This window comes from Aggregatibacter segnis ATCC 33393 (genome assembly GCF_900476035.1).
Lineage (GTDB): Bacteria > Pseudomonadota > Gammaproteobacteria > Enterobacterales > Pasteurellaceae > Aggregatibacter > Aggregatibacter segnis.
On record NZ_LS483443.1, the window covers coordinates 727,857 to 742,371 of the forward strand.

General features: G+C 43.1%; 13 protein-coding genes and 1 pseudogene. 7 read left to right on the forward strand and 7 right to left on the reverse strand.

What is annotated here, in order from left to right:
• Positions 1-32 precede the first annotated feature (32 nt).
• From DQN58_RS03765 to DQN58_RS03785, 5 genes are all read left to right on the forward strand, one after another.
• Positions 33-827 (forward strand): cytochrome C assembly family protein, encoded by a 795-nt coding sequence (locus DQN58_RS03765; protein ID WP_006716831.1) that lies wholly within the window; start codon positions 33-35, stop codon positions 825-827.
• 76 nt (positions 828-903) lie between these two features.
• Positions 904-2,166: an HlyC/CorC family transporter gene (locus DQN58_RS03770; protein ID WP_006716833.1), complete on the forward strand. Its 1,263-nt coding sequence runs from the start codon at positions 904-906 to the stop codon at positions 2,164-2,166.
• A gap of 178 nt (positions 2,167-2,344) precedes the next feature.
• A complete protein-coding gene (gene exbB, locus DQN58_RS03775) occupies positions 2,345-2,809 on the forward strand; it encodes a TonB-system energizer ExbB (RefSeq protein WP_006716834.1) in 465 nt (154 codons plus the stop codon).
• 9 nt (positions 2,810-2,818) lie between these two features.
• The gene (gene exbD, locus DQN58_RS03780) at positions 2,819-3,283 is read left to right on the forward strand and encodes a TonB system transport protein ExbD (protein WP_006716836.1); all 465 of its coding nucleotides are present in this window, start codon (positions 2,819-2,821) and stop codon (positions 3,281-3,283) included.
• A 10-nt stretch (positions 3,284-3,293) separates the two neighbouring features.
• On the forward strand, positions 3,294-4,058 hold the full coding sequence (locus tag DQN58_RS03785) for an energy transducer TonB (protein ID WP_006716837.1): 765 nt from the start codon (positions 3,294-3,296) through the stop codon (positions 4,056-4,058).
• 81 nt (positions 4,059-4,139) lie between these two features.
• On the opposite strand, the pseudogene DQN58_RS03790 reads toward DQN58_RS03785, so the two are convergent.
• Positions 4,140-4,256, reverse strand: a pseudogene (locus tag DQN58_RS03790) (M48 family peptidase); the annotation flags it as partial.
• Positions 4,257-4,343: 87 nt separating this feature from the next.
• Positions 4,344-4,871, reverse strand: coding sequence for an inorganic diphosphatase (ppa, locus tag DQN58_RS03795; RefSeq protein ID WP_006716839.1), 528 nt, complete (start codon positions 4,869-4,871; stop codon positions 4,344-4,346).
• Positions 4,872-5,024: 153 nt separating this feature from the next.
• Between ppa and mtr the strand changes: the two genes are divergently transcribed.
• Both mtr and DQN58_RS03805 read left to right on the forward strand, forming a co-directional pair.
• Complete coding sequence (mtr, locus tag DQN58_RS03800; protein ID WP_006716841.1) at positions 5,025-6,269, forward strand: tryptophan permease; 1,245 nt, start codon at positions 5,025-5,027, stop codon at positions 6,267-6,269.
• 1 nt (position 6,270) lies between these two features.
• On the forward strand, positions 6,271-7,023 hold the full coding sequence (locus DQN58_RS03805) for a class I SAM-dependent methyltransferase (protein WP_006716844.1): 753 nt from the start codon (positions 6,271-6,273) through the stop codon (positions 7,021-7,023).
• A 96-nt stretch (positions 7,024-7,119) separates the two neighbouring features.
• On the opposite strand, the gene leuD is transcribed toward DQN58_RS03805, so the two are convergent.
• From leuD to DQN58_RS03830, 5 genes are all read right to left on the reverse strand, one after another.
• A complete protein-coding gene (gene leuD / locus DQN58_RS03810; RefSeq protein WP_006716845.1) occupies positions 7,120-7,722 on the reverse strand; it encodes a 3-isopropylmalate dehydratase small subunit in 603 nt (200 codons plus the stop codon).
• Positions 7,723-7,732: 10 nt separating this feature from the next.
• Positions 7,733-9,142 (reverse strand): 3-isopropylmalate dehydratase large subunit, encoded by a 1,410-nt coding sequence (leuC, locus tag DQN58_RS03815; protein ID WP_006716847.1) that lies wholly within the window; start codon positions 9,140-9,142, stop codon positions 7,733-7,735.
• An 85-nt stretch (positions 9,143-9,227) separates the two neighbouring features.
• Complete coding sequence (leuB, locus tag DQN58_RS03820) at positions 9,228-10,304, reverse strand: 3-isopropylmalate dehydrogenase (protein WP_006716849.1); 1,077 nt, start codon at positions 10,302-10,304, stop codon at positions 9,228-9,230.
• A gap of 87 nt (positions 10,305-10,391) precedes the next feature.
• Positions 10,392-11,939, reverse strand: coding sequence for a 2-isopropylmalate synthase (leuA, locus tag DQN58_RS03825; RefSeq protein WP_032997754.1), 1,548 nt, complete (start codon positions 11,937-11,939; stop codon positions 10,392-10,394).
• A gap of 731 nt (positions 11,940-12,670) precedes the next feature.
• The gene (locus tag DQN58_RS03830; protein WP_109103983.1) at positions 12,671-14,455 is read right to left on the reverse strand and encodes an ABC transporter ATP-binding protein/permease; all 1,785 of its coding nucleotides are present in this window, start codon (positions 14,453-14,455) and stop codon (positions 12,671-12,673) included.
• Positions 14,456-14,515: the final 60 nt, after the last annotated feature.

Consider the following 14,515-nt stretch of genomic DNA (forward strand, 5'->3'; position numbering starts at 1 on the left):
TAAAACGCCAACAAAACAAAGGAAGAATAATTATGTGGTTTGCTGTTTTATCAATTCTTTTTTACCTCATCAGTGTGTTACGCATTGCGCCCATTTTATTAACCTCGCAAGTGGCGGGAGCCGATGTTAAAACTAAAAAAACACAGTTTTTTTTGACCGCACTTTTGGCGGTGGTTTTTCACCTTATTAGCACTTTCCCACTATTGAGAAACTTGGCGGAAGGGCAGAATTTCAGCATTATGGAAGTGGCTTCATTGATGAGTGTCATGATTGCTATACTTGCCACGTTAGCCATGTTGCGCGTCAACACTATGTGGTTTGTGTTACCGATTGTTTATTGTTTTTCCATTATTAATTTGATTTATGCCACTTTTCTTCCAAGCCACATTATTCAATTATTGAACCAAAATACGTCTATGCTTTTTCATATCGGTTTGTCGATTTTTGCTTATGCCGTCTGCTGTATCGCGACTCTGTATGCGATTCAGTTGGTCTGGCTTGATCGTCGTTTGAAAAGCAAAAAGATGACTTTTTCACCAATGGTGCCGCCGCTTATGACGGTAGAGCGTCATTTTTTCCGTTTATTGGTCAGTGGTGAAGTATTGATGACATTCACCCTTATCTCCGGCACCTTTCATTTGGTTAACGCTATGACGCCGGATAATATTCATAAAGGTTTATTTTCGTTATTCGGCTGGATTGTATTCGGCATTGCGATTTTAGGCTATAAGCACTACCGCTGGCGTGGAAAAAAGATGATTATTTATGCAATTTCAGGTATGATTTTGCTCACGATTGCTTATTTCGGTAGTCGTCTGATTGTGTAATATCAGTAAATGAGAAAAAAGTGCGGTGAGTTTTTCCCGCCTTTTTTTATTTTTAAGTCAATGTAAGGATTTCACTTTGGACAGTATTCCCCTTAGTACGTTATTTATCATTTTAATTGCCTGTTTAGTCCTTTCTGCCTATTTTTCCGGCTCTGAAACAGGTTTGCTTTCTTTAAATAAATATCGCCTGCGTTTTTTAGCAGAGCAGGGCAATAAAGGCGCCAAAAAAGCGGAGATGTTGCTTGCTAAACCGGACAAACTACTGAGTTTTATTCTTATCTTTAATAACCTTGTGAATATTAGTGCTTCGGCGATTGCGACCGTTATTGGGATGCGATTATATGGCGATGCCGGTGTGGCGATTGCCACCGGTGCATTAACGTTCGTGATGTTGATTTTCTCTGAAATCTTCCCCAAAACGGTGGCAGCGATGCACCCGGAAAAAGTGGGATTGACCTCGAGCCATCTATTAACCCCATTACTCAAGGTTTTTGCTCCTTTAGTTTGGGTGATGAATGTGTTCACCAAATTTTTAATGCATTTAGTGGGCTTAAAACCGGATCTGAAGAAACAAGTCATTAGCCGCGAAGAATTACGCAGCATCGTTTCCGAAGCGGGAGAAGCAACACCGGATGAGCAACATCCGCAAATGTTGCTGTCTATTTTGGATATGGAAACCGTTACCGTGGATGACATCATGGTGCCACGCAATGAAATCGGCGGCATTGATATTGATGATGACTGGAAATCTATCATGCGCCAGCTCAATCATGCGGCACATAACCGTGTGGTGTTGTATAAAGGCAGTATGGACGAAAACGTGCTAGGTATTTTGCGTGTTCGCGAAGCGTTCCGTTTGTTGCTGGAAAAAAATGAATTCACCAAAGAAACGTTGATTCGTGCTGCTGATGAAGTGTATTTCATTCCTGAAGGAACGGCTTTAAAGACGCAATTAGCTAATTTCCGTAATAAAAAAGAGCGTATCGGTTTAGTGGTGGACGAATACGGTGATATTAAAGGTTTGGTTACCTTGGAAGATATTTTGGAAGAAATCGTGGGGGATTTCACCACATCTAATGCGCCGACAATTGATGAAGAAGTTGTACAGCAATCTGATGGTTCGATGATTATTGAAGGTTCTGCCAATTTGCGCGATTTAAATAAAATGTTTAATTGGAATTTGGACACCGAAGATGCGCGTACATTTAACGGTTTGATCTTGGAGCATTTGGAAGAAATTCCTGAAGAAGGCACCGTCTGTGAAGTGAATGGCTTGCGGGTGACTATTTTGGAAGTGAGTGACAACATGATTAAACAAGCTAAAGTAGTTAAGCTCTAAAATGTGACTTAAATCAAATTAAAGCGATGAAGTGTCTTCATCGCTTTTTTATTGCTAAATTTTAATTTACAAACGATGGAAGATTCTTATAATTAATGCGATTCATTATCAGTTGTAAAAGGAGTGTGATTTATCTCCTTCTTTTTATATTTTAAGCACCTCGTCTAAGGGAAAACAAATGCCACAAATTTTTGAATTTTTACACAATTACAGTGATTACATCATCATCGGTTTATTGTTATTTATGAGCGTCTTAATGCTCGCTATGGTAATCGAGCGTTTCTTCTTCTTATCTCGTGTTAAAGTCAACCAATATTCTACGATTCACGCTCTTGAAATTGATTTAAATCGCAACCTTACTGTGATTTCCACCGTTGGTGCGAATGCGCCTTACGTGGGGTTATTGGGGACGGTAATTGGGATCCTTTTAACGTTCTACCAAATTGGTCAATCCGGCGGTGATGTCAATGCCGGCGAAATCATGATGCATTTATCTTTAGCGTTAAAAGCGACCGCACTTGGGATTCTTGTGGCAATTCCTTCCATGATTTTCTATAACGCCTTAGGTCGTAAAGTAGAAGTTAACCGTTTGAAATGGAAAGTATTACATTCTCAAAAGAATAAAGAAGATACCGAAGCATAAGGAATCACCGTGAAAAAGTTTGATGAAATCAACATTATCCCGTTCATTGATATTATGTTGGTGTTGCTTGCCATCGTATTGATTACGGCGTCTTTCATTTCTCAAGGGAAAATCCAAGTGAATGTGCCGAAAGCCAGTTCTTCTGTGGCATTTAAATCCAGTGAGTTGGCGAAATTATTGACGGTGACTGCTGAAGGGGAAGTGTTCTTTAATGACAAACCGACCAGCTTAGAATCGTTAGAAACAGAAATTGCCGCGTGGGATAAATCCCAAAAAGTAACATTAAAAATTGATGCGGGTGCTACTTTCCAAGATTTCGTGTCAGTAACCGATTTATTGGCAAAAAATGAGATTAAAGATGTTGCCATTGTGGCAACTAAAGGTGGCGAAAAATCAAAATCGACAGATGCTCCGTCGGCAACACCTGCTGCGCCACAAAGTGGCAACACAGAAACAACACCGGCAGCGCAGTAGGAGAATCTGAATGCAGAATGCCAAACGTTCGCTGTTAAGTTTCCTGCTATCTGTGGTTATTCATGCCATTATTATCTTTGTGTTATTTTGGAGCCATTTGACAAAAACAGATACGACCGCAAATAGTGCAACCGGCGAAATTTCTACCAGTATTTCTATGGAAATGCTTATGGCGATGGTGGAAGCCGATACGCCACCGGTGGTGGAAAAAGCACCGGAGCCGGAAAAACAGGAGATGGTGGAAGATCCGACAGTAAAACCGGAACCACCTAAGGTTGAGAAACCAAAAGAACCTGAAAAGCCGAAAGAGAAACCAAAAGAAAAACCGAAAGAAAAGCCAAAAGAGAAGCCAAAGGATAAACCGAAACCAAAAACAGATGCTGTGGTCGGTGATCGAACTGTTGAATCCAATGCGTCCGTTAACTCTAAGGCAACCACTACTGGTCCGGCAAATACGACGAATCCGAATTTGGTTGGTAATGGCGTGGGCGGCAGTGAGAGAGATGCTTATTTGTCAGCCGTTCGACGTGAGATTGAAAAACATAAACGTTATCCGGCACGTGCACAAATGATGCGTAAACAAGGTGTTGTCACCGTGTCCTTCTCGATTGCAGCTGATGGTAGTATCAGCGGTGCTAGTGTAGTAAAAAGCTCCGGTGTTGAGGATTTGGATGGCGCGGCATTAAAAGCCGTAGCAAGTGCTCGTTCTATCGGCCCTCGTCCTGCAGGTGTTTCTTCCAGTATTACGGTGCCGATCAGTTTCAATCTGAGATAGTTTCTTTCTTACAAATAAAAGTGCGGTCAAAAAATAAATAAATTTTTGACCGCACTTTTTATTGCCTCTTAACGCAGAAAATTAGCTGTGTTTGCTTTTCTGGTAGAGTGCCATTGCTTCTGGCATGAGGCGTAATAAGTTTTCTTGGCGATCTTTGTCGCTTGGGTGGGTGGAACTAAGTTTATCCAACACACTTTGGAAACCTTTAGCGACTTTTTATGGATTTGTGTGTAAAAAAGACCGCACTTTTTAAAGATGCGGCCTGTTTTTTTTTGTGATTTTTGATTATTTTTTTGCACGCTCAAATGAATCAAGGATTTCTTTACGCGCTGCGTCAACGCCTTCCCATCCTTCTACTTTCACCCATTTACCTGCTTCTAACGCTTTGTAGCTTTCGAAGAAGTGTTTAATTTGTGCTTTTAATAATTCCGGTAAATCGCCCACGTCTTTGATGTGGTCGTATTCTTTGCTTAATTTCGTGTGCGGTACCGCAACGACTTTCGCATCGCCACCAGCTTCATCTGTCATTTTCAACACGCCTACCGGACGGCAACGAATAACGGAGCCAGGTTGTAACGGATACGGTGTTGGCACTAACACATCAACCGGGTCGCCGTCAGAAGATAAGGTGTTGTTCACATAACCGTAGTTTGCCGGATAGAACATGGCGGTTGCCATGAAACGGTCCACAAATAATGTGCCGGTTTCTTTGTCTACTTCGTATTTGATTGGATCAGAGTTTGCAGGGATTTCAATAACAACATAGATGTCATCTGGTAATTCTTTACCTGCCGGTACGCTTTCTAAGCCCATTTGTTATTCCTTCTTGTGAGTTAAATAAACGTCGCAATTATAGCGGTAATCGGCTTCATTTGTCGAGTTGAGGGAAAACGACATAATAAAATCCGGTTGTCTTTTGTTATTGTACTATTATAATAGTCCAAAATTTTGAGAGAGGATTTTACAATGACAATACAAAAACGCCCTTCATTACTCGGTGGCGCGATGATTATCGCCGGTACGGCAATCGGCGCTGGTATGCTTGCTAACCCAACTTCTACTGCCGGTGTGTGGTTTTTCGGTTCAATTGCGATTCTGATTTACACCTGGTTTTGTATGACCACCTCGGGCTTAATGATTTTAGAAGCCAATTTACATTATCCGACCGGCGCCAGTTTCGATACGATTGTGACTGATTTATTAGGCAAAGGCTGGAACGTCATTAATGGTTTATCTGTCGCCTTTGTGCTTTACATTCTCACTTATGCTTACATCACCTCCGGCGGGAGCATTACGGAAAATTTCCTTAATCAATTAGGCGAAAACGTGGAAGTGGGGCGCACTGCAGGTTCTTTGATTTTCTGTTTTGTGTTGGCGGCATTTGTATGGTTTTCAACTAAAGCGGTTGACCGTTTTAGTACGGTGTTAATCGCCGGGATGATCATTTCTTTCTTCCTTTCCACCTCCGGTTTGTTGAGTTCGGTGAAAGCCGATGTGTTGCTTAACACGGTGGCACAGGGCGAACAACAATATTTACCTTATATTTTGACCGCACTTCCGGTGTGTTTGGTGTCGTTCGGTTTCCATGGCAATGTGCCGAGTTTGGTGAAATACTATGATCGTGACGGCAAGCGCGTGATGAAATCTATTTTCCTCGGTACCGGCTTGGCATTGATTATTTATATTTTGTGGCAGCTTGCCGTTCAAGGTAACTTACCGCGCGCCGAATTTGCGCCGGTCATCGCCAAAGGCGGGGATGTGGCGGCCTTATTAGAAGCCTTGAATAAATACATCCAAACGGATTACATCGGGATTATTTTGAATTTCTTTGCCTACATGGCCATCGCCAGTTCTTTCCTTGGTGTCACCTTAGGCTTATTCGATTACATCGCTGACTTGTGTAAATTCGATGACAGCCGCTTAGGACGCACGAAAACGACATTAGTCACTTTCCTACCGCCGTTATTACTGAGTTTGCAATTCCCGTTTGGTTTCGTTGTCGCTATCGGTTACGCAGGTTTGGCTGCCACGATTTGGGCTGCCATTGTGCCGGCATTGTTGGCAAAAGCGAGCCGTAAAAAATTCCCGAATGCCACCTATCGCGTACATGGCGGCAACTTCATGGTGTATTTCGTGATTTTATTCGGATTATTGAATATCTTCGCTCAAGTGGCATTGCAGTTCGGTTGGATTGCCGACTTCAAAGGATAATATGCAAGAAAAGCAAAGCGTGTATGACAAGGACGATTTTTTCGACCTGTATCAGAAACTGCGTAGCAACCCGAACAGCTTAAATGAAATCGTCGAAAAGCCCACTATGTTGGGCTTAGTTGGTGATGTGTCGGGTAAGCGTATTTTAGATTTAGGCTGTGGTTGCGGAGAACATCTCAAGCTCTATTTAGAACGGGGCGCGGCGTTTGTTGCCGGCATCGATTTATCTCAAGCCATGTTGCAGCAGGCAGCAAAAAATCTCGCAGAATTTCGACCGCACTTTTTACTGGAGCAAGCCTCCATGGAACGTTTAGAACCGTTAAATGAGGGCAGCTTTGATTTAATCACCAGTTCCTTTGCTTTTCATTATGTACAGGATTTTCCTGCCTTATTAGCAAAAATTCATACCAAACTGAAACCAAACGGACAATTGGTTTTCTCTCAAGAGCATCCCATTGTGACTTGTTATCAAGGTGGTGAGCGTTGGGAAAAAGACGCACAAAAACGCCAACTCGCCTATCGTCTGAATTTCTATCGTGATGAAGGCGAACGCCAACGCAACTGGTTTAAGCAACCTTTCACTACCTATCACCGCACCACGGCGACTATCATCAACAATTTGATTTCTGCCGGTTTTCACATTGAGCAAATGGCGGAGCCGATGCTCGCTGACCAACCGCAATGGCAGGATGAATTTAAAGATTTACAACATCGCCCGGTATTATTGTTTGTTAAGGCGAGAAAAAACATATAAAGTGCGGTCAGTTTTTGACGTGTTTTTGAGAAAAGAAGGCGGACAATTTGTCCGCCTTTTAGCGCAGAAAATATCTGCTTTCCGAGTGATAAAAAGTTAACGCAAGAATGCCGGAATTTTGCTTTCGTATTCTGCGATTTTGTCTTCGTGTTGAAGGGTTAAACCGATGTTATCCAAGCCGTTTAACAAACAATGACGACGGAATTCATCGAGTTCAAAGTGATACACTTTGTCGCCTACGGTTACAGTCATGTCTTCCAAATCCACATGGATTTGTTTGCCTTCATTTGCCCACACCCATTGGAAGATTTCTTCCACTTCCTCTTCGCTTAAGCGAATCGGTAACATATGATTATTCAAGCTATTGTTATAGAAAATATCCGCGAAACTCGGTGCGATCATCACTTTGAAACCATAATCGGCTAATGCCCAAGGCGCGTGTTCACGCGAAGAACCACAGCCGAGGTTTTTGCGTGCTAATAAAATAGTCGCCCCCTGATATTGTGGGTAATTCAGCACAAATTCCGGATTCGGATTGGTGCCTTCTACATCCAAATAACGCCATTCATGGAATAAGTGTTTGCCGAAACCTACGCGGGTAATGGCTTGTAAAAATTGTTTTGGAATAATCGCATCTGTGTCCACATTCGCGGCATCCAATGGCACTACTAAGCCTGAAAGTTGTTTGAATCCTGCCATTTTCTGCTCCTTAATTTAATGTCACGTCACGAATATCAACGAATTTACCGAACATTCCCGCTGCGGCAGCCATGGCTGGGCTCACTAAGTGAGTGCGACCATTACGGCCTTGGCGACCTTCAAAGTTACGGTTCGAAGTGGAAGCACAACGTTCCCATTCGCCCAAGCGGTCGTCGTTCATTCCTAAACACATGGAACAGCCTGGATTACGCCATTCTGCGCCCGCTTCGATAAAAATTTTATCCAAGCCTTCTTTTTCCGCTTGTTCTTTCACTAAGCCGGAACCCGGCACCACTAAAATCCGTTTTACGTTATCGGCTTTTTTACGACCTTTCATGACGGCTGCCGCTGCGCGTAAATCTTCGATACGGGCATTAGTACAGGAACCGATAAACACTTGATCCACAGGGATTTCTTTTAAATCAGCGTTAGCTTCTAAGCCAATATAAGTCAAGGCTTTTTCAGCAGAGGCGCGAGTTACCGGATCGGTCATTTCTGCTGGATTTGGCACTGGCTGATCGATACCGATCACTTGACCTGGGTTTGTTCCCCAAGTGACTTGTGGTGCAATGTCTTTGGCTTCTAATGTGATGACAGTGTCAAATTTCGCATCATCATCAGATTTTAAGGTTTTCCAATAAGCGACTGCATCATCCCAATCTTTACCTTGCGGTGCATGTGGACGACCTTTTAAATAGTCGAAAGTGGTTTCATCCGGTGCGATTAAACCGGCTTTTGCACCCATTTCGATTGCCATATTACATACGGTCATACGTCCTTCCATGGAAAGGTCACGAATTGCTTCGCCACAGAATTCCACCACATGGCCTGTACCGCCAGCCATGGTTGTTTTACCGATAATGGCAAGAATAATATCTTTTGCGGTAATGCCCGGCGCTACTTTGCCACGCACTTCAATTTTCATGCTTTTTGCGCGAGCTTGTTTTAAGGTTTGGGTTGCTAAAACGTGTTCTACTTCGGAGGTGCCGATACCAAATGCTAATGCACCAAAAGCACCGTGCGTAGCGGTATGAGAGTCACCGCAGACGATCGTCATACCTGGCAAAGTTAAGCCTTGTTCCGGTCCCATCACATGCACGATACCTTGTTCTTTTGTGGTCATGTCGAATAATTGAATACCGGTCGCTTTCGTGTTTTTTGCAAGCTCCAACACTTGAATTTTCGCTTGACCTTCAAGTTTGTTCACATCGCGTATTTGGGTAGAAATACTGTGATCCATGGTACCGAAAGTTTTGCTCACTTGGCGCACTTGACGGCCTGCAACACGTAGCCCGTCAAAAGCTTGCGGACTGGTCACTTCATGGATTAAATGACGGTTAATATACAAAATCGGCGTTTCGCCTTCCGCTTCGTACACCACGTGGGCATCGAATAATTTTTCGTAAAGAGTTTTTGCCATAATGTTCCTCAATTCGTTAGAGGTTTTGTTAGGGTAAGTGCGGTCAAATTTCAGGGTATTTTAAAACCGCACTATCGATTGCGACTTAAATTGCATCAGCAATCAATGTACCCATTTCTGCCGTTGAAACAGGGGTTGAGTCATCGGCTAAATCGCCGGTACGGTGACCATTCGCTAAGACTTTTTGTACCGCATTTTCAATGGCGTCCGCTGCTTCGTTTAAGTTGAAGCTATAACGCAACATCATTGCCGCAGAAAGAATTTGTGCGATGGGGTTGGCAATGCCTTTACCTGCAATATCCGGTGCAGAACCGCCTGCCGGTTCATATAAACCGAAACCTTCTTCATTTAAGCTAGCGGATGGCAACATGCCCATAGAACCTGTGATCATCGCCGCTTCATCAGAAATAATATCGCCGAAAATGTTGGAGCAGAGGAGCACATCGAAAGACTCAGGCGCTTTAATTAACTGCATGGTCGCGTTGTCGATATAAATGTGATCTAAGGTGACTTCAGGGTAGTCTTTAGCCACTTCGGTCACGGTTTCACGCCATAAAATAGAGGATTGTAATACGTTAGCTTTATCCACGGAAGTGACGTGTTTACGACGTTTCATTGCCGCATCAAAAGCCGCGCGCGCAATACGCTCGATTTCATATTTGTAATAAATTTCGGTATCGAATGCTTTGGTTTGTGCGCCTTCACCTTCACGACCTTTAGGCTGACCGAAATAAATCCCGCCCGTTAATTCACGCACCACTACCATATCAAACCCTTTTGCGGCAATGTCTGCGCGTAAAGGGCAGAATTTTTCTAACCCTTTGTAAAGAGTTGCCGGGCGAAGATTGCAGAATAATTTGAAATGTTTGCGCAATGGCAATAATGCGCCGCGTTCCGGTTGTTGATCCGGTGGTAAGTTTGTCCATTTTGGCCCACCTACAGAACCGAATAAAATCGCATCGGCCTCTTCACAGCCCTTTAAGGTATCTGCCGGTAGTGGGCAACCGCAGTGATCAATTGCAGCACCACCCACATAAAATTCATTGAAGTTGAGTTTAAAACCGAATTTTTCTTGGGCTTTGTTTAATACTTTAATGGCTTCTGCCATCACTTCCGGGCCGATACCGTCGCCGGGTAGAACTGCGATGTTGTATGATTGCATATTGTTTTTCCTATTTTTTCACACGAAAGTGCGGTTAATTTTTTTCACATTTTCTCCCCTCTTTGCTAAAGAGGGGAACTCGATAGATTAATGATGTTTATGATTCTTAATATCCGCCACCTTATGCGCCCGATAAATTGCATTGATGGCGTGCACTAAGGCAAGGGCGGAAGATTCAACGATATCTGTTGCTAAACCAACACCATGGAATTTACGGTCTTCGTGTTCCACCACAATATCCACCTGACCCAAGGCTTCAGCGCCTTCGCCTTTGGCGGTTAAGTTATAGTGAGACATTTTGATCTCTAAACCGGTTAAATTTAAGATGGCGTTGTAAACCGCATCGACCGGGCCGTTACCGCCGATTGACGAAGTGCTTAATTTCTTACCGTCTAACTGTAATTGAACAAAGGCAGTCGCCGGATATTCCTTGGTGGAGTGAGCGGAAAGTTTATCTAACACCAAACGATCTTCATCGCCTTGTTGCATATCAATGAACGCCAACGCTTCCAAGTCATAATCGAACACTTGGCCTTTTTTGTCCGCCAATTTTAAGAAGGAATCGTACAATTTATCCAAATCGTAATCTTGTTCGGTGTAGCCCATGTCGGTCATGTGGCCTTTCACCGCCGCACGGCCGGAACGCGCGGTTAAGTTTAATTTCTCTTTCTTCAAACCAATGGTTTCCGGTGACATGATTTCGTAGGTATTTTTGTTTTTTAACATCCCGTCTTGGTGAATGCCGGAAGAATGTGCAAAAGCATTGGAACCCACAATAGCTTTGTTCGGTTGAATTGGCATATTGCAAAGCTGGCTGACCATTTGACTGACACGGTGAATTTCTTGGGTATTAATTCGCGTGTCCACGCCGAAGAGTGCCTGGCGGGTTTTAATCGCCATGACGACTTCTTCCAATGCGGTGTTGCCTGCACGTTCGCCGATGCCGTTGATGGTACATTCAATTTGGCGCGCGCCGTTTTGTACGGCGGTTAAAGAGTTGGCGGTTGCCATACCTAAGTCATTGTGGCAGTGCACGGAAATAATGGCTTTGTCGATATTCGGTACGCGGTTACGCACTTGGGCGATGATGTTGCCGTACTCCATCGGTAAGCAGTAGCCCACAGTGTCTGGAATATTGACGGTGGTGGCGCCGGCGTTGATTGCCGCTTCCACAATGCGGCAGATATTGTCGATACCGGTACGTCCGGCATCTTCGCAGGAAAATTCTACGTCATCGGTGTAGTTACGCGCGCGTTTTACTGCCGCAACAGCCATTTCCACCACATCGTCAAAGGTGCGTTTTAATTTGGCTTCAACGTGTAATGCGGAACTGGCAATAAAGGTGTGAATACGGAAAGCTTCCGCCACTTTTAAGGCTTCGTAGGCTGCGTCGATGTCTTTATCTACCGCACGGGAAAGTGCCGCGACACGACTATTTTTGATATGGCGTGCGATGGTTTGCACGGATTCAAAATCCCCTTGCGAGGAAACAGGAAAACCCACTTCCATGACATCCACGCCTAAACGCTCTAAAGCAAGGGCAATTTGTAATTTTTCTTTTACGGTAAGGCTTGCTTTTAACGCTTGTTCCCCATCACGCAAGGTCGTATCAAAAATAATAACGCGATCTGTCATAACATTTTCCTTTTTTTCAATCACTCAAAGTGCGGTCGCTTTTTCAGTTGTTTTTGCTCGTGTAAAAACGAAAAAACCCGCAAATTAGAGTGCGGGTTTAAATCTTGAGGGTTTTACATTTGACTGTTTTTCATCCACAACTTAGCCGCACAAAGAATGTGAGAGCAGCAGGTTGAGGGAGAAAGAAACAGTGTTAAACATGAAAAATCCTAATGCATAAAATCTGTAAAAGTGCGTCACATATTACGGATTTAAATTCTTCTGTCAAACGTTTGCTTAGTGTTTTATGTTGATTTTTTCGTTATTTTAGAAATTAATTTGGATTTATTGTCTGATATTTTTGTGTTTGTTAGATTGATGTTCTTTATTTGTTTTTTGCTGTGAATTTTTATTCTAGGAAAAATTTATTTGATAAATAGTTCTACTTTTTTTCGTTATGAAGAAATAAGTTGGAAATTTCTCTCAATCGAATCAAGTTCGATTGTTCGTCTCGATGGGGTTTTAGGCTTAAAATTCGTTAGATTTTGTGACCGCACTTAGTGGTATGACTGGGTTCCCTTCTTTGACGCCCTTGTGGCATTGAGTTTGTAGGAAATTTTCGCTTTGTTTGAGCGAAGTGAGTTCGAAAATTTCCGTCAAGCAAATTCAATAGAACAAGGGGAAAAAAGGCAAAGCAGGGGCGTCTTTCTTTGGTGACTTTCTTTGGCGAAGCAAAGAAAGTCACAGTAAACCTAATGAGTACTTAATTCCCAATGCCCATCCGTTTTCAATTCTAAACGCTTTTCATGTAACGGCACTAAGGTTGAACGATGCCCGACGCTGATAATGATGGTATTCGGCAATTCCCGACGAATTAACCGATACATGGCATCTTCAAGTCCTTCATCCAGGCTGGCGGTGGCTTCATCTAAAAAGGCGACTTGCGGTTTATGGAGCAAAAGCCGTGCGAAGGCGAGACGTTGCTGTTCACCAAGGGATAAAATGCGGCTCCAGTCTTGTTCTTGCGCCAAACGTTCTTGTAAATGGGCAAGTTGTACTTGTTGTAATATTTCGGTCACTTTCACTAAATCGGCCTGTTCCGCGGAATTAGGATAATACAGCGCGGTGAGTAAATCCCCTTGAGGTAAATACGGGCGTTGTGAAAGGAAAAGGCTGTTTTGTTGTAGGCAGAAGATTTCGCCGTGGGCATAAGACCATAAACCCGCCACGGTGCGTAGCAACGTGGTTTTTCCCACACCGGATTGTCCTTGGATTAGTAATGAATCTCCTTGCGGTAGCGTGAGATTGAGATCGTGAATCAAGGTTTTGCCAAGTGGCGATTTGACATTTAAGTGTTGGAAAATAACGTCCGTTGGGTGATCGGTAATCTGGATTTTGCTTTCTTTCTGTGCGGCTTCTACGCTGTAATGGAAGCCGGTTAAACGGTCCAAAGTGGCTTTGTATTCGGCAAAGCTATCGTACGTGTTACGGAAGAAAGAAAGATTGGAATGCAATTTGCCAAAGACTTGCAAGGTTTGCATCAGATCGCCCAGTTTAATTTGTTTTTCAAAATAGCGTCCCACTTGAATGAGTAAAGGGAATACCACTGAAATTTGGCTGACCACTAAGTTAAAACCGGAGAATTTTAAGGCTCGAAACACAATATCCCACATGTTGTCGATAACAGCGCGAAATTGTTTATAAAGCTGGCTTTTTTCAACTTTTTCACCGGCATAGAAGGCGATGCTTTCCGCATATTCTTTTACACGGATTAAAGAATAACGGTAATTCGCGTTTAATTTTTCGTTAGCAAAATTGAGGCGAATTAACGGCTTACCAAGCCAAAAGGCGATAAGTGTCGTGAAGATCACATAAGCAAACACTAAAAAGACCATCATGTGCGGGATTTCTACGCCGAATAAACTCATTGGCCCAGCTAATCCCCACAATAAAATCGTGTAAGAAATCATGGAGGTTACCGCATCAATGACGCCGGTACTCAAGGAAAGCGTTGTTTTGACATAGGATTGCACGTCTTGTTGAATCCGTTGATCGGGGTTATCCAAATGCTGTGCGGTATATTGGCTTTTATAGTAGGCACGGTGGCTCATCCATTTTTCCAACATTTCTTGGTTTAACCATTCAATCCAATTAATGGAAAAGCGCTGGCTAATGTAATAGCTAATCAAGGCAGAAAGTACGGAAAATCCGGCGATAAAACAAAATAGGATCATTTGCTCCCAGAAGACCGGCTGATTGAACTCTTGTAGCGAGGTGTACATGTTGTTGTACCAAGTGGAATGTACCAGCCCAAGACGAACGCTAAACAAAGTTAAGGCGACAATCAGCACGAAAAATAACAATGGTTTAACGCTACGTTTCGGTGAAAGGTAACCGCCGGCAAACATCCAAAATTGTTTTCCCCAGTGAGTGAAACGCACCAACAAAAAGATACTGAGGCTAAAAACAACGGTTGTGATTGCTAAGGTTTTGGCAATCCAAAGTAGGGAGGTAATCGTTTCCTGAGAGTAGTCCATTATGTAATCCGCTAATAAAAAAGTGCGGTTCATTTTAAAAAAATTTCCCTATTAGGCAAG

What these genes read in the sequence shown, in the direction of transcription:
- DQN58_RS03765 (WP_006716831.1), top strand. Translation starts at nt 33, where the DNA reads ATGTGGTTTGCTGTTTTATCAATTCTTTTTTACCTCATCAGTGTGTTA.
- exbB (WP_006716834.1), top strand. Translation starts at nt 2,345, where the DNA reads ATGCCACAAATTTTTGAATTTTTACACAATTACAGTGATTACATCATC.
- DQN58_RS03785 (WP_006716837.1), top strand. Translation starts at nt 3,294, where the DNA reads ATGCAGAATGCCAAACGTTCGCTGTTAAGTTTCCTGCTATCTGTGGTT.
- ppa (WP_006716839.1), bottom strand. Translation starts at nt 4,871, where the DNA reads ATGGGCTTAGAAAGCGTACCGGCAGGTAAAGAATTACCAGATGACATC.
- mtr (WP_006716841.1), top strand. Translation starts at nt 5,025, where the DNA reads ATGACAATACAAAAACGCCCTTCATTACTCGGTGGCGCGATGATTATC.
- DQN58_RS03805 (WP_006716844.1), top strand. Translation starts at nt 6,271, where the DNA reads ATGCAAGAAAAGCAAAGCGTGTATGACAAGGACGATTTTTTCGACCTG.
- leuD (WP_006716845.1), bottom strand. Translation starts at nt 7,722, where the DNA reads ATGGCAGGATTCAAACAACTTTCAGGCTTAGTAGTGCCATTGGATGCC.
- leuC (WP_006716847.1), bottom strand. Translation starts at nt 9,142, where the DNA reads ATGGCAAAAACTCTTTACGAAAAATTATTCGATGCCCACGTGGTGTAC.
- leuB (WP_006716849.1), bottom strand. Translation starts at nt 10,304, where the DNA reads ATGCAATCATACAACATCGCAGTTCTACCCGGCGACGGTATCGGCCCG.
- leuA (WP_032997754.1), bottom strand. Translation starts at nt 11,939, where the DNA reads ATGACAGATCGCGTTATTATTTTTGATACGACCTTGCGTGATGGGGAA.
- DQN58_RS03830 (WP_109103983.1), bottom strand. Translation starts at nt 14,455, where the DNA reads ATGGACTACTCTCAGGAAACGATTACCTCCCTACTTTGGATTGCCAAA.